The organism is Leucobacter sp. NPDC015123 (assembly GCF_043080205.1).
Taxonomy (GTDB): domain Bacteria; phylum Actinomycetota; class Actinomycetes; order Actinomycetales; family Microbacteriaceae; genus Leucobacter; species Leucobacter aridicollis_A.
On sequence record NZ_JBIBVH010000001.1, the window covers coordinates 667746 to 686937 of the forward strand.

15 protein-coding genes are annotated in these 19192 nt (G+C 68.4%); 3 read left to right on the forward strand and 12 right to left on the reverse strand.

Going from position 1 to position 19192, the window contains the following annotated elements; translation table 11 throughout:
- The first annotated feature begins 2 nt into the window (after positions 1–2).
- From ACF07D_RS03105 to ACF07D_RS03115, 3 genes are all read left to right on the forward strand, one after another.
- The gene (locus ACF07D_RS03105) at positions 3–878 is read left to right on the forward strand and encodes a polysaccharide deacetylase (protein WP_391503843.1); all 876 of its coding nucleotides are present in this window, start codon (positions 3–5) and stop codon (positions 876–878) included.
- The gene (locus ACF07D_RS03110; RefSeq protein ID WP_391503844.1) at positions 871–1995 is read left to right on the forward strand and encodes a C45 family autoproteolytic acyltransferase/hydolase; all 1125 of its coding nucleotides are present in this window, start codon (positions 871–873) and stop codon (positions 1993–1995) included. Before ACF07D_RS03105 ends, ACF07D_RS03110 begins: the two co-directional genes overlap by 8 nt.
- 76 nt (positions 1996–2071) lie before the next feature.
- Positions 2072–3826, forward strand: a complete 1755-nt coding sequence (locus tag ACF07D_RS03115) for an ABC transporter substrate-binding protein (protein WP_391503845.1) — start codon at positions 2072–2074, stop codon at positions 3824–3826.
- 105 nt (positions 3827–3931) lie between these two features.
- Here the strand turns inward: ACF07D_RS03115 and ACF07D_RS03120 are convergent, their stop codons facing one another.
- From ACF07D_RS03120 to ACF07D_RS03175, 12 genes are all read right to left on the reverse strand, one after another.
- Positions 3932–5308 (reverse strand): NAD-dependent succinate-semialdehyde dehydrogenase, encoded by a 1377-nt coding sequence (locus tag ACF07D_RS03120; RefSeq protein WP_391503846.1) that lies wholly within the window; start codon positions 5306–5308, stop codon positions 3932–3934.
- Between the two features lie 206 nt (positions 5309–5514).
- On the reverse strand, positions 5515–6864 hold the full coding sequence (gene nhaA / locus ACF07D_RS03125) for a Na+/H+ antiporter NhaA (protein WP_391503847.1): 1350 nt from the start codon (positions 6862–6864) through the stop codon (positions 5515–5517).
- A 54-nt stretch (positions 6865–6918) separates the two neighbouring features.
- The gene (locus tag ACF07D_RS03130; protein WP_391503848.1) at positions 6919–7083 is read right to left on the reverse strand and encodes a hypothetical protein; all 165 of its coding nucleotides are present in this window, start codon (positions 7081–7083) and stop codon (positions 6919–6921) included.
- Between the two features lie 109 nt (positions 7084–7192).
- Positions 7193–8659 carry a flavin reductase gene (locus tag ACF07D_RS03135; RefSeq protein WP_391503849.1) on the reverse strand — a complete coding sequence of 489 codons (1467 nt, stop codon included), beginning with the start codon at positions 8657–8659 and terminating at the stop codon, positions 7193–7195.
- Positions 8656–9786, reverse strand: a complete 1131-nt coding sequence (locus ACF07D_RS03140) for an LLM class flavin-dependent oxidoreductase (RefSeq protein ID WP_391503850.1) — start codon at positions 9784–9786, stop codon at positions 8656–8658. The genes ACF07D_RS03135 and ACF07D_RS03140 overlap by 4 nt, the downstream gene beginning before the upstream one ends.
- Positions 9787–9864: 78 nt before the next feature.
- Positions 9865–10986, reverse strand: a complete 1122-nt coding sequence (locus ACF07D_RS03145) for an LLM class flavin-dependent oxidoreductase (RefSeq protein ID WP_391503851.1) — start codon at positions 10984–10986, stop codon at positions 9865–9867.
- Between the two features lie 39 nt (positions 10987–11025).
- The gene (locus tag ACF07D_RS03150; RefSeq protein WP_391503852.1) at positions 11026–12687 is read right to left on the reverse strand and encodes an ABC transporter substrate-binding protein; all 1662 of its coding nucleotides are present in this window, start codon (positions 12685–12687) and stop codon (positions 11026–11028) included.
- On the reverse strand, positions 12684–14492 hold the full coding sequence (locus ACF07D_RS03155; protein WP_391503853.1) for a dipeptide ABC transporter ATP-binding protein: 1809 nt from the start codon (positions 14490–14492) through the stop codon (positions 12684–12686). The genes ACF07D_RS03150 and ACF07D_RS03155 overlap by 4 nt, the downstream gene beginning before the upstream one ends.
- Positions 14489–15415 (reverse strand): ABC transporter permease, encoded by a 927-nt coding sequence (locus tag ACF07D_RS03160; protein ID WP_391503854.1) that lies wholly within the window; start codon positions 15413–15415, stop codon positions 14489–14491. Before ACF07D_RS03160 ends, ACF07D_RS03155 begins: the two co-directional genes overlap by 4 nt.
- The gene (locus tag ACF07D_RS03165; RefSeq protein WP_391503855.1) at positions 15415–16428 is read right to left on the reverse strand and encodes an ABC transporter permease; all 1014 of its coding nucleotides are present in this window, start codon (positions 16426–16428) and stop codon (positions 15415–15417) included. Before ACF07D_RS03165 ends, ACF07D_RS03160 begins: the two co-directional genes overlap by 1 nt.
- Positions 16425–17816 carry an amidohydrolase gene (locus ACF07D_RS03170; protein WP_391503856.1) on the reverse strand — a complete coding sequence of 464 codons (1392 nt, stop codon included), beginning with the start codon at positions 17814–17816 and terminating at the stop codon, positions 16425–16427. The genes ACF07D_RS03165 and ACF07D_RS03170 overlap by 4 nt, the downstream gene beginning before the upstream one ends.
- On the reverse strand, positions 17813–18790 hold the full coding sequence (locus tag ACF07D_RS03175) for an aldo/keto reductase (RefSeq protein ID WP_391503857.1): 978 nt from the start codon (positions 18788–18790) through the stop codon (positions 17813–17815). Before ACF07D_RS03175 ends, ACF07D_RS03170 begins: the two co-directional genes overlap by 4 nt.
- Positions 18791–19192 lie beyond the last annotated feature (402 nt).

Sequence of the window (19192 nt, forward strand, 5' to 3'; positions counted from 1 at the left end):
CGATGAGCGCACCGACGCAATGGCCAGGGGGTCGATCCTTCGCGGCGACAGTGAGCTTCGACTTCGACGCCGAAGAGCTCTGGATCGCAGAGAATCCAGCGAACGCCGACTCCCCCGGAGTGCTCTCCCAGGGCGCCTACGGCCCCAGGGTCGGAGTCCCGCTGATCCTGGAGGTGCTCCGTAAGCACGGCATCACCGCCACGTTCTTCGTTCCGGGCAAAGACGCGCTTCGCCACCCTGACGCAGTGCGGGCGATTCTCGCCGCCGGCCATGAGGTCGCGCACCACGGCCACTCGCACACCTCTCCGACCCGCCTCACCGCGGAGGAGGAGCGCGCGGAACTCACCGACGGGCTCGCCGCGCTCCGCGGGCTTGGAGCCGAGGTCTCTGGCTACCGTTCGCCGTCGTGGGATTTCAGCCCGCACACGCTCGACATGCTCGAAGAGGCGGGTCTCTCGTACAGCTCAAACCTGCTCGATCACATCGTGCCGTACGCGCACACAGCGCACGACCTCGTTGAGATCCCGGTCTCCTGGATCCTCGACGACGCGCCCCACTTCTGGTTCGCGAACGATACGTGGGAGAAGACGATCCGCTCGCCTCGCGAGGTGCTCGACGTCTGGCTCCCCGAGATCGACGGTATCGCGACCCTTGGCGGGCATGTCATGCTCACGTTTCACCCGTTTCTCACGGGGCGCCCCTCGCGCCTCGCGTTCCTCGACAGCGTGCTCACACACCTCACCGAGCTCGGCGGCTGGGTCGCGCCCGCGAACGCTATCGCGGCGCACACGCGCGCGCACGGTCCACTAGGTCTCGACGCCGGCGCGCTCGGAGCGCACGCAGGCACTCACACAGGATCGGAGCACACCCGTGGCTGAGCGGTATCGACGGATCAGGATCTCGGGAGACGTCGGCGAGCGCTCCGTTGAATACGGCAGGGAGGCCCGAGCCGAGATCCATCACACTCGCAGGGGCTACGAACAGGCGTTCCTCGCAAAGGGAGTGACCTGGGCGCGGGCAACCGAGATCGCTCGCGAGTACCTTCCCGTTGTGCAAGAGCGCCTCCCCCAACTTGTGACTGAGATCGAGGGGATCGCCGCAGGGTCAGGGCTTCCAGTCGACGACATCCTCGCGATGAACTGTCGCACCGAGATCCTCTGGCGGGCGGCCGCGACGTCGGCCGCCGGAATTACGTCGGCGACCCACTTCGCTGAGTGCTCGAGTTTCGCGCTCGAGCCAGACCGGACGGCGGCGGGTACCTCGCTCGTCGGGCAGAACTGGGACTGGCTCGACGTGCTCGCTGACGGCGTCGTCCTGCTCGAGGTCGACAGGCCAGATGGGCCGAACTACGTCACGATCGTCGAGGCTGGTCTGCTCGCGAAGACCGCGCTCACCGGCGCGGGCCTCGCGCTCGGAATCAACACGCTCGCATCCTCAGTTGACGGCGGACCTGGGGTCCCATTCCACTTTCTGATCCGCGCCGCCATCGACTGCGCTCACGCCGCGGACGTTGTCGAGCTGCTCGCGAGCCTGCCGCGAGCCTCGTCAGGCAACTTTGTCGTCGGCACCGCCGACGGGGCGGTGCTGAACATCGAGACGGGAGCAGGCGACGCTCGCACTGTGCAGCCGGTGATCGCAGAGAACGGCGCCGTCGTGCACACGAACCACTTCGTGCGCCAGCCCGTTGGCGCCTACGACCTCGCCCCACTCGCGATGGCCGACAGCTTCGTGCGGTACGGGCGCATGACGAGGCTCATCGCGTCGAGGCTCGACCCGCTCGAGATCCAGGAGCTGCAGTCCGCGCTCGCGGACCACGCCGACGCACCCTCGGGGGTCTGCTGCCACCCAGACGAGCGGTCGCCGCGGGCGGCCCAGTGGGCGACGCTCTTCGGCGCGGTCCTCAACCCAGCCAGGCGAGAACTCCACGTCGCCGAAGGGAATCCCTGTGAGACGCCCTGGGTGCGCTACGACTATTCAGGGCTGCTGAGTTCGTAGGCGGCGAGGGGTAAGCGTCCCCATAGATGGGCAGTCGACAGCACGGTACACTGTTGCTTCGACAGAGGAGGCCCGAATGCGCGATCACGCCTCCCCCCGCGTTCGGATCCTTGTTCCGCGCGACGCCACCCGCGACTCGTTCTCGCTCCCGCCCGGCGCGAACCAGACGCTGCGGGAGGCGTTCGGATCGACCGACCTGCTGAGCTACGCGACTGCGATCTGGGAGACGCCGAACCGCACAATCCGTTTCGTGCTCGAGCTGCCTGTCAGCCGCAGGTGGCTCGCCGTCGAACTCACCGCGACTGACTCCGCAGTGCTCCCGGTCACCCTGCTTGCAGGCGAGATCGTCGACCTCCCCCACAAGCTGACCGCCCGCGAGCTCGAAGTACTCACGCTCATCGCGGCGGGCCTCTCGAACCCTGCCATCGCTGAGCAGCTATTCACGAGCCCGCGGACGGTGTCCACGCAGGCAGAGACGATTCTCAAGAAACTCGGCGCCACGAGCCGCACCGCGGCCGGCGTCCTCGCCGTGCAACGCGGCCTCGTGAAACTGCCGCTGCCCGTCGCGTCGGAGGCGTTCGCGCCACTCGCGATCGGCGAGCTCGCGCGGGCCGCGGCAGCGCCAACCCCCGACGATTCACCACTCGCTCGCGAGCCCGACGCAGTTCGCGTCGGCCTCGCCTACGCGCTCTCGGGCCCGGGCCGAAGCGACGGGCTGCTCGCCACTCGCGGCGCGATGCTCGCGATCGACGAACTCAACAGGCGTGGCGGGGTGCGCGGGCGCAGGATCGAACCCGTGCCCATCGACGCCGACATCTACTCGGCAGCGGGAATCCGTGAGACCTTCGGCAAGCTTCGCGAGCACGACGTGCAGGGCGTGCTCATGAACTACGTGTTCGACGAACGCGCCGCATTCGACGCTGCAGCCGAACTCGAGATTCCTGTGCTGCACACTATGACGTCGAGCAGGCACCTCGCATTGCTCGCCGCCGACCCGGCGAAATACCGCACGCTCTTCCAGTGCGCCCCGCCTGAAAGCAACTACGGCCCCGGGGTCGCTCGATTCCTCGAACTCCTCGCCCCGGGGCTCGACGAGGCTGGCACGCGGCGCACAATTCGGTTCGTTGAAACGACGCTCGACAGCGGACAAATCGCTGACCCCGAGACGCGCGGCCTCCTCGAAGCCGCAGGGTGGTCAGTGACCGGCGTCGATCCGTTCGACCCGACATCAGCTGACCTCGGCGCCACAATCGACTCACTCACCGAATCGCTCTCGGTCGACCCGCCTGCAGTGCTCGTCGTCACCGAGTTTCAACCAGACGCGCTCGCCGCGCTCCTGCGCAGCTTTCACGACGCGGGCGTCAAGTCGATCATCTATACGATCTACACCCCGTCGATGCCCGACTTCGCCGCGACGCTCGGCGATGCGGCGGAGGGCATCGTGTGGGCGACGGTGTCAGGCACTTACGGCGACGTTGTCGGCGAAGACTTCTCCCGCGCATTCACCGCGGCATACGGCGAGGGGCCCGGCTATTCGCAGGCCGGCCTCGGCTACGACCTCGCCCACATCCTCATTTCTGCGTGGCAGCACACCGCCGACCCGAGCGACGTCGCCGGCACGCTTGCGGCACTCCGTTCGACGAGATATCGCGGAGTGAACGGGAGCTACACCTTCGGCACGGACGGACAGTCGACTGTCGCCTACCCGGAAGAGACGAGCGACCCATCGCTCGGCAACGCGCACCTCCTCTTCCAAATTCAAGACGGCGAACACGTACGCCTCGGCCCGCCGCCATACGGCGACGGCGTGTTCCGCTGGCCGCGGCGCTAGCTGCATCGATATCGATTCGGGAATTTCGTGCCGCGATCACGCCGCTCAACACAGATGGGGCGCGGGCCGAAGCCCGCACCCCATCTGTGCACTATCCGGTAGGCGTTACGCCGAAACGAAGTAGAGCCGCTTGTTGGCGAACTCGCCGATGCCGACGGGGCCCATCTCGCGGCCGAAGCCAGAGCGCTTGACGCCACCGAACGGGATCTCGGCAGCCTCAGCCGCGATGATGTTCACGTGCGCCATGCCGACCTCGAGCTTCGAGGCGACGCGCGCAGCACGCGCCTCGTCGGTCGAGAACACCGAACCGCCGAGACCGAGCGCGCAGTCGTTCGCGAGCTCGAGCGCCTCTTCGTCGCTGTGCACCTTGTACACTGTCGCGACGGGCCCGAAGATCTCTTCCTGGTACGACGCGGAGTCGCGCGGCACACCCGTGAGCACTGCCGGCGAGTAGTAGGCGCCGGGGCCGTCCGAGAGCACGCCACCGGCCTCGAGGGTCGCGCCCTCTGCGATTGCCTGCTGCACCTGTGCGTTGACTGTCTCGGCCGCCGCACGGGTCGAGAGCGGAGCGTACTCCCCCTCACCCAGGTTCAGCTGGTCTCCCGGCTTCAGCCCCTCGGCGAGCTTCTTCAGTTCGGCAACGAACTCGTCGTAGATGTCTGCCATCACGATCATGCGCTTGTTCGAGTTGCAGACCTGGCCGCCGTTGTACGTGCGGAACTCCCAGGCAGTCTTCGCGATCTCAGCGACGTCGTCGCTGTCGAGCACGACCATGGGGTCGATGCCGCCGAGCTCAAGGACAGCCTTCTTCAGGTGAGTGCCAGCCTGCGCGCCGATGATGGCGCCTGCGCGCTCGGAGCCCGTCAGCGAGACACCCTGCACGCGCGGGTCAGCGATCATCGTCGCGATCTGGTCGTGCGAGGTGAACAGCGCCTGGTAGCCGCCGACAGGAACACCAGCCTGCTCCATGATCTCCTGGATCACGAGGTTCGACTTCGCGCAGATGTCTGCGTGCTTCAGCATGATCGTGTTGCCGAGCACGAGGTTCGGCGCCGCGAAACGAGCAACCTGGTAGTACGGGAAGTTCCAGGGCATGACACCGAGCAGCACACCGATCGGCAGGTGCTCCATCACGGCCTTGCCGGGGATAGTGCTCGGGATCTCGTAGTCGGTGATGAGGCCCGGCCCGTAGACCGCGTAGTACTCGATGATGTCTGTCGCGAAATCGACCTCGTCGAGGCTCTCAGCGATGGATTTGCCCATTTCGAGGGCGATGATCTCAGCGAGTTCCTCACGGCGCTCAGCAAAGATCTCGGCGACTCGCTTGACGACTGCGGCGCGCTCCTGCACGCTTCGCTCGCGCCACTCGCGGTAGACGGAATCGGCGGCGGCGAGCTGCTGCTCGACCTGCGCGTCGGTCGCGGATTCGAAGCTCTCGATAATCTCACCCGTTGCGGGGTTTTGCACTCGATACTTCGCCATGGATATCGGTTTCCTGTCTGCACTCCCGTGCAATTGAACGGCACCCAATGGATATGCCATTACTGTGGTTGATCGCATCACCAACCGGCGCGGTTGCCCGGCTACTCCGGCGGTCAAGCAGATTCATTCTATCCAGGCCTTGCTGAGTTTGGCTGGCTGCGAACTCGTAGCCTGAGGTACGCCTGAGGAACGTGCTATCCGACGTCTCACCCCTCGCGCTGGTAGACGTCGGGGATGCCGTCGGCGTTCTCGTCTACCGCGTCTCGAAGCGCGATTCGCTTGTACTGCCTGTTTCGAGCGGCGAGCACGGCTGCGGCGAGCGCTGCGGCGATCACAGAGGCTGCGAGGATCGCGACCTTCGCCGTGTCTGCCTCCGCCGATCCCGGCGCAAAACTCAGTTCGGCGATGAGCAGCGAGACAGTAAACCCAATACCGGCGAGGAGGCCGACTCCGGCCATGTCGATCCACCTGAGACCCGGGTCGAGCTTGGTGCGCATGAGCGTCGTGGTGAGCCAGGTCATCGCGAGGATGCCTATCGGTTTGCCGAGCACGAGGGCGAGAACGATGGCGATGGCGAGCGGGTTGGCTATCGCGGCGCGGATCCCGTCTGCCCCGCCGACAGCGACCCCCGCTGCGAAGAAGGCGAACACGGGCACCGCGAACCCAGCCGAGAGCGGCCTGAAGCGGTGCTCAAACACTTCGGCGAGCCCAGGGGTGTTGCCCGCGGCGTCGCGGTCTGCGCGCCGATGCATCACGGGAATCGTGAACCCGAGCAGTACGCCGGCGATCGTCGCGTGGATGCCCGAGGCGTGCATCAGCGCCCACGCGGCTCCCCCGATCGGGAGGAGCACGAGCCAGGCGGCAAGGGCGTTCGCGCCGAAGAAGGCGCGGTAGCGCTGCGCGACGAGCCCGTACAGCGCGATGACCGCGAGTGACAGCACGAGCGGCAGCACCTCAATGCTGTCGGTGTAGAACACGGCGATGATGCTGATCGCGAGGAGGTCATCGACGACGGCGAGCGTGAGCAGGAAGATGCGCAGGGCGGGCGGCAGGTGCGAGCCGATGATCGCGAGCACTGCGACGGCGAACGCGATATCTGTGGCGGTCGGGATCGCCCAGCCTCCTCTGAGCGCTTCGTTCTGCGAGGCAATCGCGGCGTACACAAGCGCTGGCACGGCGACACCGCCGACTGCCGCCGCGATAGGCACGATCGCAGTTCGAAGGTTTCGCAGGTCGCCGGCGACGAACTCCCGTTTGAGCTCGAGCCCAACGAGGAAGAAGAAGATGGCGAGCAGCCCGTCGGCGGCCCATGCACCAAGCGACAGCTTGAGGTGCCAGGGTTCGTAGCCGATCGTGAAGTCGCGCAGCGCGAAATAGCTCGCCGCGGCAGGCGAGTTCGCCAAGACAACGGCGGCGAGCGCTGCCGCAACGAGCAGCATCCCGCCGACAGTTTCTTTGCGCAGGAGCGCGGTGATGCGGCGGGCTTCGGCGAATGCGCCGTATGGCGGAAAGGTGTGGCGTGGTGTCGATGAGTTCACGGGGTCTCCAGGTGGCATGCGTGCGAGGACATCACCCGGCCAGGGCAGGAGACAGCGTGGTTGCGCCGAAGGTCAGGCGCCGAAGAGCCCTGCGGGTGGCCGGGGTACTGCGGCATCCGCTCTGGGAGTGGTGCCAGAGAGCATTGCTCCCCACGACGAGACGTAGCCGTTCGTGCCGGGGTGGGGCATCACCCACATTCTCGGGGCGAACACCGCCCCACCGGCCCGATTCATCATGCAGCCAACCTAGCATTCGCAGGTGAACGGCAGGTTGCGACACCGCCTCCGGCCGCCGCCGGAAGCGGTGTCGCGAGCCCACACACACGGCCCCGGTCGGGCCCCCGGGTTAGATCATGTACTCGAGCTCCCGGTAACTCCCCCTGTGAAAGACGAGGGGCTCAACGTCTGGCGCCGTGTGCAGCGCGTCCACCCGCACGAGGAAGATGAGGTGGTCGCCCGCCTCGATCTCGCGGTCGATCTCGCCTGCGACCCAGCCCGTCACCTCGTCGAGCACCGGAGAGCCGTTGTCGACCGCTGGCGTCCAGGCAACGCCCTGCCACTTGTCGGTGCCCGACCTCGCGAACTGCGCGCTCAGGTGTCGCTGCGCGGCACTCAGAAAGTTGATAACGACCCTGCCGCTCTGGCGCACCGCCGCGAGACTCTTCGACGTGCGTGCGATTGAGAACGACACGAGCGGCGGCGTGATCGACACGCTGTAGAACGACTGGCAGGTGAACCCCACTGGGCCCGTCTCCCCCTGCGTCGTGACGATGGTGACGCCAGAGGGGAAGGCGCCCATCACGTCACGGTAGCGCCTGGTGCGTGTCTCCTCCGCCGAAGGTTCGGCCAGGCGCCGCACCTCGCGTTCGCCAGCCGCGATGCGCGCCGGGAGCCGGTTTCCCGCGGCAGGCAGCGGGCACACGAACTGGTCGCTGAACGCGCACGGCGGCAGGTAGGAGCGGTTGAAGTCGATCGCTGTGCGCCCTGTCGCGTCGGGCGCCGGCACCGTGAGAAACCTGAACCCGTAGCTCTCGACGCCGTTCGTCGCGTCGCCGAACACGACCGAGATCGCGCCGCCGCGCACGGTGCCGGCGAGCCTGTGTTCGACTCCGGCGAGCTCGAACACGAGGTCGCCGGAAGTTTCGGCGATCGTTTGGTGCCCGTCGGCGAGCTCGATGGGCACCGCTCGCGGGCGGCGGTCGAAGCGCGCGGGGACCACCCAGGCAGGATCGGGCGCGAACGCGTCGATCGATTCGAGCCCGGTGCGCCCGGGGGCGGCGGGGTCGAACACCCGCACCGCGGGCACTCCCTCGCGCGCAAACGGCCGCACCGTGAGCGCCCCGGCCCGCACCTCGGCGTGGGCGCCGGCATCGGCGTCGCCCCGTGGCTCGCCGAGGCGCAGCGGCGCTTCGGCGTGCTCGCCAGTCGGCAGCGTGTAGTCACCGGGAGCGAAGGCGGTCGCGGTGAGCACCCCGCCCGGTGCCGACCACAGGCCGGGAAGCCCGGCAACCGCCCGCGGCTCCTCGCCAGTCACCCACTGTGTGAGCACGAGCGCTGCCGGCCCGGTCGGCGCTGTCGCGGCGCCGAGGCGCCCCTGCTGCCACTCGGCCCACTCCCGCTCGAACACAGCCCTGTCTGGCTCGAAAGCTGCAGTGTCGGGGACCACATCGGCGTTCGCCTCTGGCCCCCGGGCGGGCGCGAACTCAGCCGTCCTGGCGGAACCGGCATCCGGTGGCACTCCCCCTTGCCCGGCGCCGCGCGAGACGTCCGCGACGTCATCAGCGGCGACGCTTCTCACGGGAGCCGGGTTCACGACGCGACCCCGGCTTCCTCGCGGGCGAGCAGCTCTGCGCGACCGGTGGCCCAGCCCTCCCGCACGAGCGGCACGACCTCGTCGAGCAGAATCCTCGCTTTCGCGATCGTCTCGTCGATTGTGTGCAGCGCGGGGTGAATACCTAGCACGAGTTCGTCGGTGAGGAGCACCGTCGGGTCTGCGAGCAGGTCTGCGGCGAGCGCCTCTGGGTCACCCCAGACGAAGTTGTCCGAGAGCAGTTGGCCGGCGGGCGAGTACTCGGGGTTCACCCTGCCGAGGATGCCCGCGTACTCGTTCCACCTTGCGGCGGTTGCAGATGCCTCAGCGAGCGCCGCGCTTGTCGTCGCCCCGGGATACGCGCTGCGCGAGGTGACGACGTACGGGGTGCGGGTGTCGCCCCAGGTCTCGCGGAAGACGCGACGGTAGTCGAGCACTGTGCGCAGCTGCCTGCGCTGGAACGTCTGGCGCTCCCCCGGCTCGCGCTCAGGGCCGTTGCCGAACCGTTCGAGGATGAAGCCGTCGCCGCGCTCGGCGGCGTACCTGATCGTCTTGTCGTTCGAGCTGCCGTGAAACAGGCGGCCCTGCAGCGAGGTGTTCGCAGGGTAGATCGACTGCGAGCCGCCCTCGACCTGGTTGCCCTCGAGCGCCCAGTGCAGGGTCTCGATCTTCTCGCTGAAGCTCTGGTCGCGGTCTGGCGAATACGCCTCGAACACCTGGTAGGAGTCGCTCGGCACGCCCTTCCCGAGCCCGACGAGCAGGCGCCCGCCCGACAGGTGGTCGATGACAGACAGCTCTTCTGCCGCACGCACCGCGTCGTCGAAGATGATGGGAAGCACGGCTGTTCCGAGGCCGATCCGCTCGGTCGATGCGGCGAGCGCGCCGAGCAGGCCGTACGGGCTCGGCGCCGCGGCCCAGCCACTACCGAAGTGGCGGGTCGCGATCCACGCGCTGTCGTATCCCTGCGCTTCGAGCGCCTGCACGAGGCGGATGTTCTCGCGGTAGATCGACGCGGTGTCTTCGCTCTGGTCGAAGTGGGTGATGAACCCAATGCGCAGCTTCTCGCCGATGTCGGTCGTGCCGAGCGGGCTGCGCGTGCCAGCCTGCGGGTGAAGTGGGGGTGTGGTCATGAGAGTTCTCCTCGTCGTGTCGTGTGTGAGTGCCGTCGCTGTGCCGGCGTCACTGTGTTGCCTGCTGCACTGTCGGCGTCACTGTGCTGCCTGCTGCGCCCCGACGAGGCGCCGCACGTCTGGGTCTTGCACGCCGCCGTCGCTGTAGGGGGTGAGTTCGTGGGGCACCGGGCGATCCTCGATCCCCCTGTCCTCCCACTGCACGCTCGTGCGCGGGGCGTCGTCTTGCAGCTGGGCGAGCTGCGGGGCAAACAGCTCGATGGATTCGAGAACGTGCGCGTGCTCGACGCGGGGGCCGTGGAACTGAATGGCTGTCTCTTCGGTGCCGCCGAACTGCTCGGTCCACTCCCAGATCTTGTCGGCGACCTGCTCGGCGGTGCCGACGGCGAACGACAGTTTCTCTGCGATGTCATCGAACGCCTGGCTGTCCGGCCCGCCGCGCCAGTCGGTGCGGAGGTAGACGGCAGCGTACTCCCGTAGAAACTCGACCGCGCGCTCGCGGGCGATCTCAGCCGTCGGGCCGACGAGGCCCGAGCGCAGGTGGATGACCTCGCCGCCAGGCACCGCTTCCCGGTACTCGTCGTTGATCTGCAGCCGCTGCGCGAGCGGCAGCGGCCGCGGGATCATGAGCCTGAAGCCGTGCTTCGTCGCGAGCGGGATCGCGTTTCGGCCTGCGGCAGTCCAGATGATGTCTTTCGCGGGCCGCCCGGCCGGCGGCGAGATGCGCACGTCAGAGAAGTTGTAGAACTCCCCCGCGTAGTTCACCACGCCGTCGTCGAAGGCCTGGGTGAGGATCTCGTGGACCTCTTTCGCCCGCCGTGCCGCGTCGTCTGGCTGAAACCCCCACACCGCCGCGAGTTCGGGCGTCGTCATTCCAGTGCCGACGCCGAGGTCGAGCCTGCCGCCAGAGAGCGCGTCGACGAGCGCGGCCTGCTCGGCGAGCCTGATCGGGTGGTAGTAGGGGGCGCAGGCGATCGATGTGCCGAGCCTGATGCGCGTGGTGCTGCCGCTGAGCCGCGCGAACAGCGTCAGCGGGTCGGGCACCTCACCGCGCGCCTGGAAGTGATGCTCGGTCACCCATGCGCCATGGTATCCGAGCGTGTCGCCGAGCACGATCTGCTCCTCGATCTCGCGGTAGAGCTGTGCTGGTGACTGGCCAGGCGAGGTGTCGCCGTAGTAGAACAGGTCAATCCGTGGCATTGCTGTGGTCCTTTCTCAGTGGCTGCGGCAGCCCGCGGGCTACTGTGCGAGCCAGACGTCGTAGAACGAATCGGTGTAACCGACGGCGTCAAACTTCCAGCCGCTGACGCTGTCAGTCGTGCCGACGATCTTCTTCGGCACGTAGATCGGCACAACGTAGCCCTCGTCGAGAATGCGATGCTGCACCTCGTGTGCCGCGTCGATGCGCTCCGCAGGGTCGAGCGAGCTTGTGATGATTTTGTAGGCGTCGTCGATTGCCGGGTCGCTGAGTAGGCCGTAGTTGATGCCTGAGCCGCCGTTCGAGCTCGGAATGCCGCCCGTGGTGAACGGGTAGACGGAGGTACCAACGTCGGCGAAGCCGCGCGACGAGTCGGCGAGGTGGTGCTCGCCCTTCGCGAGCTGCGCGGTGTACGCGGCGGTGTCGTACGGGGTGCGAATCACCTCAAAGCCTGCGTCTTTCAGCGACGACGCGATGGCCTCGCCGAGCTGCTGGCGCTGATCAGTCTGCTGGTACAGGCTGTCAACGCTCCAGTTCAGCGTGAGCCGCTTGCCGTCTTTCACGCGGTAGCCGTCTGAGTCGACCTCGGTGTAGCCTGCCTCGTCGAGCAGCTTCGCGGCGTTCTCAGGGTCGTAGCCCCAGCTGTCGACGAGCGACTCGTCGAACGATCCCTCGGGCGGGGTGCCTGGCAGCGTCGTGCTCCACGCCTTCTCGTAGACGCCGGCGTAGACGCCCTCGAGCAGGCCGTCGATGTCGACAGACTCCCTGAACGCGAGCCGCACGTTCTTGTCGTCAAACGGCGCGAGGTTCGGGTTCAGCGCAACGTAGTAGGGGGTGCCTGTGTTGTCTTTCTCGAGCACGGTGAGCCCTGCGCTCTCAACCTCTGGGATGTTCAGCGGCGGGATCTGGTCGATCGCGTCGGCCTGCCCCGATGTGAGCGCGCCGATGCGGGCCTGCGTCTCGGGCACGAACTGGATGACGACCTCGTCGAGGTACGCCGGCCCCTCGTGCTCCCACGTTTCGGGCGCCCAGTCGTAGTCGTCGTTGCGTTCGAGCACGAGCTGCGACCCCTTCGAGTACTCCTTCACTTTGAACGCGCCGGTGCCGATTGAGAGTTCGGGCGACGCCGCGAGCTCTGCCGAGGTGTGCTCGCTGAGCACCTTGCCCGAGTAGATGGGCCAGTGCGGCGTCGACAGTGCGTGGATGAACGCCGCGTTCTGCCTGCTGAGCACCACCTCGAGCGTGTGCTCGTCGATGACCTTCGTCGACGCGATCCCAGTCGACACCGTCGCGAGATCGGGCTCGGCGAGCGGGCGGTCGAGGTTCAGCTTCAGCGCATCTGCGTTGAACGGGGTGCCGTCGTGGAACGTGACGTCGTCGCGCAGGGTGAACGTGTAGGTGAGGCCGTCGTCACTGATCTCCCACTTCGTCGCGAGCCCAGGCTTGTAGGTGCCGTCGTCTGCCTGCGCGACGACGGTGTCAAAGATGGAGCTGTTGATCGAGTTCGCGTTGAGGCTCGGAATGCGCTGGCCGTCCCACACCGGCGGTTCGGTGTTCGCGAAGTAGGTGAGGGTGCCGCCAGCGGTCGGTTCTGCCGAGGCCGCAGCGCCGTCGCCAGCGTTCGCACCCGCTGTCGTGCAGCCTGACAGCGCGAGGAGCGCGGTCGCGGCGAGCGCTGGGATGGTGAGGAGTCTTCGATTCATGATGTTGGGGTTCTTTCGGTGGTGTCGGTGAATGTTGGGGTGGGTTCTGCTGCGGGCTCGTCGGCGACCCTGAGGCGCGGGATCGCCGCGAGAAGCTCGCGGGTATAGGAGTGCTTGGGTGCGGTGAAGACCTGCTCGGTGCGCCCGGCTTCGACGATGCGGCCGCCGCGCATCACGATGACCTCGTCAGCGATGCTGCGGATCACGCCGAGGTCATGCGAGATGAACAGCAGCGAGACGCCGAGCCGCGACTGCAGCTCGGTGAGCAGGTCGAGCACCTGCGCCTGCACGGACACGTCGAGCGCCGAGACCGCCTCGTCGCAGACGATGACCTCGGGGTCGGTCGCGAGCGCGCGGGCGATGGCGACGCGCTGTCGTTGCCCACCCGAGAGTTCGAGCGGGGTGCGCGCGAGGTGCTCGGACCCGAGCCCCACCTGTTCGAGCAGGCGCACTGCACGCTCGGTGTGCTCCGGTCGGGGTACGCCGACCGCGTGGAGCGCCTCGGTCAGGATCCCGCGCACGTCGGCCCGCGGATCGAACGAGCCGAGCGGATCCTGCGAGATCGCCTGGATCCTGTGCCGTCGCAAGCGCCTGCCGCGCTCGCGTGCCGCTGACCAGACATCGCCGTCGAGCAGCACCTCGCCCGCGTCGAGCGAGGTGAAGCCGAGCACAGCGTTCGCGGCGGTTGACTTGCCTGAGCCTGACTCGCCGACGATGCCGAGCGTCGTGCCGCGGTTCAGCGCGAACGAGACGTCGTCGAGGGCGAGCGTGTGCCCGCCGCCGGGCCGCGCGTAGCGTTTGCGCAGGTTGAGTGCCTGCAGCACTGGCACCGGGTGCGTCGACGTGTTGCTGGCCGGGGCCGCGTCGGCCCCGGGCGCACTGTGCGACGGCGCATCGGAAACCGGGGCGCCAGGCACCGGCTCACCAAGCACCGGCGCATCGTCTGCCGGCGCATCGGCGCGATCCTGATCACCAGGAAGCGTCTGACCCGCCTGGCGCCGCCTGTCTCGCTCGGCGGGAATCGCGGCGAGCAGCATCTTCGTGTAGTCGGTGCGCGGGGCGCCAAGTACCTCGGCGGCAGGGCCCTGCTCGACGACCTCGCCGCGGTGCAGCACGAGGATCTCGTCTGCGAGCTGCGAGACGACGGCGAGGTCGTGGCTCACGAGCAGCAGCCCGGTGCCCTCCGCGCGCAGTTCGCCGAGCAGCGCCAAGATCTGCGCCTGCACGGTCACGTCGAGCGCGGTTGTCGGCTCGTCGGCGATGAGCACGCCGGGAGCCCCCGCGACCGCGCTCGCGATGAGTGCGCGCTGCCGCAACCCGCCCGAGAGCTCGTGCGGGTATTGGCGGGCACGCACCGCGGCGTCTGGGACCCCGGCGCGTTCGAGTAGCTCGGTGGCGCGCGCCGCCCTGTCCCCGCCGCGGAGCTGTCGGCGGGCTGCCGACGTCGGCGCGAGCGCTTCCGCGACCTGCGGGCCGACGCGCATGAGCGGGTCGAGCGAGATGAGCGCGTCTTGCAGCACGAGGCCGACCTCGCTGCCCCGCACCGAGCGCCAGTCGCGTTCGCTGAGCTCGGTGAGGTCGCGGCCCGCGAGCCGCAGGCGCTCCGCGGTCACTGCTCCGCCGCGGCCGACGAGGCCGAGCAGGCTGCGGGCGGTGACGGACTTCCCAGAGCCCGACTCCCCCACGAGCGCGACGCACTTGCCCGGAGTGAGCGTGAACGAGACGTCGCGCACCGCGACGAAGTCGTCGAACGTGACAGTGAGTCCGCGCACTTCGGCGAGCGGCGCGTGAGCGGTGCCAGTCATAGTGAACTCCGTTTCGTGATGAAGCGCTGCTGCGCAAAGCGGCCGACGACAGTGATCGAGACGACGGTGATGGTGATCGCGAGGCCCGGCCAGATCGCCACCCACGGCGCGATGCTCAGGTACTGCCTGGCCTCAGAGAGCATGAGCCCCCACTCGGGCGTCGGCGGTACTGCCCCGAGCCCGAGGAAGCTCAGTGAGGCGCCGAAGATGATGCTCACGCCGACCCCGAGCACCGCGTGCACGAGCACAGGGCCAAGACTGTTCGGCAGCACGTGCCGCAGCACGAGCGTTGTCGGGGTGAGGCCGAGGCCGATCCCTGAGCGCACGAACCCTGTCTCGCGCACCCTGAGCACCTCGCCACGGACGAGGCGCGCTGAGCCAGGGATGCGGCCGAGGCCAACCGCCCAGATGAGGCTCCACTCGCCCGGCCCGAGCACGGTGATTGTGACGAGAGCGACGAGCACGTCGGGGAACGCGAGCAGCACGTCGAGCAGGCGCGTGATCGCGCGATCCAAGCTGCCGCGCGCATAGCCCGCGATGACGCCGAGCAGGATGCCGCCGGCGAGGCCGATGACAGTCGCGCCGACACCGAGCAGGATCGAGTACCGTGCGCCGTACACGAGACGCGAGAACAGGTCTCGGCCGAGCTGGTCGGTGCCGAGCCAGTTCTGGGCGCTCGGCCCCGCGAACGAGTTCGCCGGGTTGCTCCCGTAGGGGTCGTGTTGGGCGACGAGGCCCGGCGCGAGCGCCGCAAGCACGAGGAGAGCGAACACGGCGAGCGCGACGATCACCCCGAACGGCGGGCGGCCCGGGCGGGCGGCCCTGCCGATCGGCGACAGCGTCTGGCGTCCCGCGGCTTGAGCGCCTGGCCTGGCTGCAGCGCCAGCGTCTGGGCGCTGCTCGCGAACGATGCGGCTTGCCATCATGCCTCCTTCAGGCGCGGGTCGATGAGCGGGAGCAGCAGATCGACGATCGTGTTGATGACGATGAAGACGACAGCGGCGAACACCACGAAGCCGAGCACGACTGGCACGTCGCGATCCTGCAGCGCGAGCACGATCACGCGGCCGATGCCCGGGCGGGCGAACAGCGTCTCGATGACGACGGTGCCCGTGAGTAGCGACCCGAAGATGATGCTGCTGAGCGTCAAGACGGGCACGCTCGCGTGCCGCAGCAGGTGCCGCGACCGGAGCGCGGCCTCGCCAACGCCGCGCGCACGCACAGTCGTCACGAACGGCTCGTGGAGCTGGTGCTCGATCCGCTCGCGCAGGAGCTGCGTCATGACGCCGACGAGCGGCACGGCGAGCGTGACGACTGGCAGGATCAAGCCAGCAGGCGTATCGCCGCTAAACGCGGGTACCCAGCGCAGCCCGAACGAGAAGACAGTCATGAGCACGATGCCGACCCAGAACGACGGCACCGACACTGCGATGATCTCGAGGCCCTGCGCGATCAGCCTGGTGCCTGGCCGCTCGCCGCTCGTGGCGAGCGCAAGCGCGACAGCCGCGACGACGGCGACGAGCATCGCGGCGACTGTCAGCTCGACCGTCGCGCCGAGCTCGCTGAAGAGCACCTCTGTGACGGGCGAGCCGCGGTGATAGCTCGTGCCGAGGTCTCCCTGCACGACGCCCCAGAGGTAGCCGAAGTACTGCACGATCGCTGGCCTGTCGAGGCCGTAGTGCGCGGCGATCTCCGCGCGCATCTCGGGCGTCGCGTCTTGCACGCCAGAAAGAAGCACGTCGAGCGGGTCGCCCGGAATGAGCCGCAGCGCGAGAAAGGCGACCGTCGCCGCGAGCCAGACAACGAGCACGAGGTCGAACAGGCTGCGCGCGAGGATGCGGAGCCAGCGCGGTACTCCCCGGCGATCCTGCGCGGCGGCAGCGAGCGGTTCGCTGCCGCCACCGCGACGCTCGCCTGTCAGCGTGGCGACACTCACGACGTCCACCGCCTGACGCCGCCGTTCTCGTCAAACTCGGCCCGCACCGCGGCCCTGAGCCCGCCGTCAGCGAGGTAGTCGGCGGCGAGCCCGGCGAGCGCGATCGCTGCGTCAACGAGCGCGTCGATCGCGGGTGGTTCGACAGTGGAGGCGGCGAACGCTGCATTGTGCGGGAGCACGTCTGCGGGGCCGCCGAGGCCGAGCGCCGGGTGCACCGCAGGGATCGCCCAGCTCACGTTGCCCATGTCAGTCGACGGCCCGCCCAGACGAACCCGGCTCGGCGTGACTGGCACGCTGCGGCCACGGCGTTCAAGCCGCCGCGCCCAGTGCTTCGTGAGCGACACGTTCGGCTTCAGCGGCAGGTACGGCGGCTCGAAGTCGACGTCGATCTCTGCGGTCGTGCCGGTCGCGAGAGCTGCGGCCTCGAGCACGTCGATCACGCGCTCGGTGAGCACCTTCAGCGTGTCAATCTCGCTCGACCGCACGAGAAACTCGGCCTCTGTGAGCTCGGGCACCACGTTCGCTGCCGCGCCGCCGTTCGTGATGATCCCGTGGATCCTGTCGATCGGCAGGATGTGCTGTCGCAACTGCGCGATCGACTGGTAGGCGGTGACGACAGCGTCGAGCGCGTTGAGCCCGAGGTACGGGCTCGCCGCCGCGTGGCCCGCGCGGCCGTGATACTTCACCCGGAGGCGCCGCACCCCGCTCGTGCCAGAACCGTAGATCGGCGACACCTCGGTGCCGACCGACGGGTGCACCATGCCTGCAGCGTCGACGTCGTCAAAGCCGCCCGCGCGCAGCACGTGCTCCTTGCCGCCGCCGCCCTCTTCCGCAGGGGTGCCGATGATGCTCAGCCTGCCGCCGAGCTCTCCGACCTCTGGCGCGAGCGCGGTGAACGCACCCGCCGCTATCGCCGCAATGATGTTGTGGCCGCAGGCGTGACCGATACCTGGCAGCGCGTCGTACTCGGCGACGATTGCGAAGTGCGGCTGACCCGCCCCGACGCTCGCGCGGAACGCCGTCGGGAGGCCGAACGACCCGACCTCGACCTGATGGCCCTTCGCGGCAAGCAGCTCAGAGATGCGGGCGACGCTTCGATGCTCCTGGAACCCAACCTCGGGGTGCTCGAACAGCTCGACCGCGAGCGCGCGCAGCTCGTCGCGTGCGGCCTCGACGCGGTCGGTGATCCTGCCGTGCAGGGCCTCGGGGGCGCCCGAGAACTCGCTCACCGCCGTGACGCCGGCCTCGCGCGCGGCCTGCTGCGGCTCGGCGTCGGCGTAGGCGATGTAGGTCTGCAGCGGGTCGGTGCCCGTGCGCTGGGCTGCGGCTGCGGCCTGAGTTGCTGACTGAGTTGTCGGCTGAGCTGTGAGCTGGGTAGTGGCGGTCATGCGTGCTCCTTCGGAAAGCGTGGGTCAAATGGGGTGTCGCCGACGATGGCCGCGACTGCGGCCTCGACCTCGGAGACGACGCAGGAGTCGAGCCGTACGCCCGCCGCCTGCTGGTTCTGCACGAGGTGGATGAGCGAGCGCGAGCCCGCGACCGCCGCGGCGTGCGGGTACACCGAGAAGATCCAGGCGAGGCTGAGCTGGTGCGCGCTCAGGCCGACAGTGTCGCCGATGCGTCCGAGCTCGGCGAACAGCAGCGCCTTCTGCTCGCTTTTCAGGCCGCGGCCGACGAGCGGCCAGTACGCGACAAACGGGATCCCGAGCCTGTCGAGCCGGGCCGCGAGCTCGCCGTTCTGACGGGCGACGACGCTCAGCAGGCTCTGCACAGCCGCAAGCGACGGCTCGAGGGTGAGCACCTCGTCGAGCTGCGCGGCCGAGGGTTCGCTCACGCCGATCGCGCCGACGTCGCCGCGGTCGCGCGCCTCCTGCAGCACGCCGAGCTGGTCGGCGAGTGGCACCGCAGGGTCGATGCGGTGGAGGTAGAGCAGGTCGATGCGGTCGCGGCGCAGCCGCTGCAGGCTCAGGTGGATCTGCTGGCGCAGGTAGTCGGGCCTGCCAAGCACGCCCCAGGCGTCTGCTGCGGGGCGGAGCATGCCGACCTTCGTCGCGACGAGCACGTCGTCGCGGTTTCCGAGCGCCTCGCCGATGAGCCGCTCGCTCACGCCGGGGCCGAGCGCGTCTGCGGTGTCAACGTAGGTGAAGCCGGCCTCGACTGCCGCGAGCAGCAGGTCTTTCGCCGCGGCCGGGTCAGCCGGCTCGCCCCAACCGTCGCCGGCGGTGAGCCGTGCTGCGCCGAACCCGACGCGTGAGACGCGGTGCCCGGCAAGCTCGATCTCACGTTCGCCTTGCGTGACGCCGCGCGCCTTGCTCCCCGTCTCTGCGTGTGCGGTGCCGACGCTCCCCGTGTGTGTTCCCACTTCGCTTCCCCTCGCTGCTTCGCGGGCTGTGATTCAGCCCGGCGGATATCGACAGAATCTAATGGGAGACATAACTAAAACGAAAGTCTTGTTACGCGGTGACGGCGCGAATTGTGTCGGATTCCGTCACACTTCGACACGGTTCGTCACAGAGGAATAAATTTCGCGGGCGGCGGCAACGCCAGCTGGTGGCGCACGGAAGCGCCACTGCTCAGGCCCCGTCACGCGGCAAAGCACAGCGACAGAGCACAGCGGCAGAGCACAGCGACAGGGCGACAGTCGCGCCGCGCACGCCCTACCCGCGCACTGGCCACGATGCGTCACACGCCCTGTGTCGCCGCGCGGGCTTCACGCTCCTTGGCGAGGTCTCCATGGAGTACCCGCCGGGAACCCCGATCCGCG

Excerpts from the sequence above, each read along its gene's own strand:
- ACF07D_RS03105 (WP_391503843.1), top strand. The coding sequence starts at position 3 with ATGAGCGCACCGACGCAATGGCCAGGGGGTCGATCCTTCGCGGCGACA.
- ACF07D_RS03115 (WP_391503845.1), top strand. The coding sequence starts at position 2,072 with ATGCGCGATCACGCCTCCCCCCGCGTTCGGATCCTTGTTCCGCGCGAC.
- ACF07D_RS03120 (WP_391503846.1), bottom strand. The coding sequence starts at position 5,308 with ATGGCGAAGTATCGAGTGCAAAACCCCGCAACGGGTGAGATTATCGAG.
- nhaA (WP_391503847.1), bottom strand. The coding sequence starts at position 6,864 with ATGCCACCTGGAGACCCCGTGAACTCATCGACACCACGCCACACCTTT.
- ACF07D_RS03130 (WP_391503848.1), bottom strand. The coding sequence starts at position 7,083 with ATGATGAATCGGGCCGGTGGGGCGGTGTTCGCCCCGAGAATGTGGGTG.
- ACF07D_RS03140 (WP_391503850.1), bottom strand. The coding sequence starts at position 9,786 with ATGACCACACCCCCACTTCACCCGCAGGCTGGCACGCGCAGCCCGCTC.
- ACF07D_RS03145 (WP_391503851.1), bottom strand. The coding sequence starts at position 10,986 with ATGCCACGGATTGACCTGTTCTACTACGGCGACACCTCGCCTGGCCAG.
- ACF07D_RS03150 (WP_391503852.1), bottom strand. The coding sequence starts at position 12,687 with ATGAATCGAAGACTCCTCACCATCCCAGCGCTCGCCGCGACCGCGCTC.
- ACF07D_RS03155 (WP_391503853.1), bottom strand. The coding sequence starts at position 14,492 with ATGACTGGCACCGCTCACGCGCCGCTCGCCGAAGTGCGCGGACTCACT.
- ACF07D_RS03160 (WP_391503854.1), bottom strand. The coding sequence starts at position 15,415 with ATGGCAAGCCGCATCGTTCGCGAGCAGCGCCCAGACGCTGGCGCTGCA.
- ACF07D_RS03170 (WP_391503856.1), bottom strand. The coding sequence starts at position 17,816 with ATGACCGCCACTACCCAGCTCACAGCTCAGCCGACAACTCAGTCAGCA.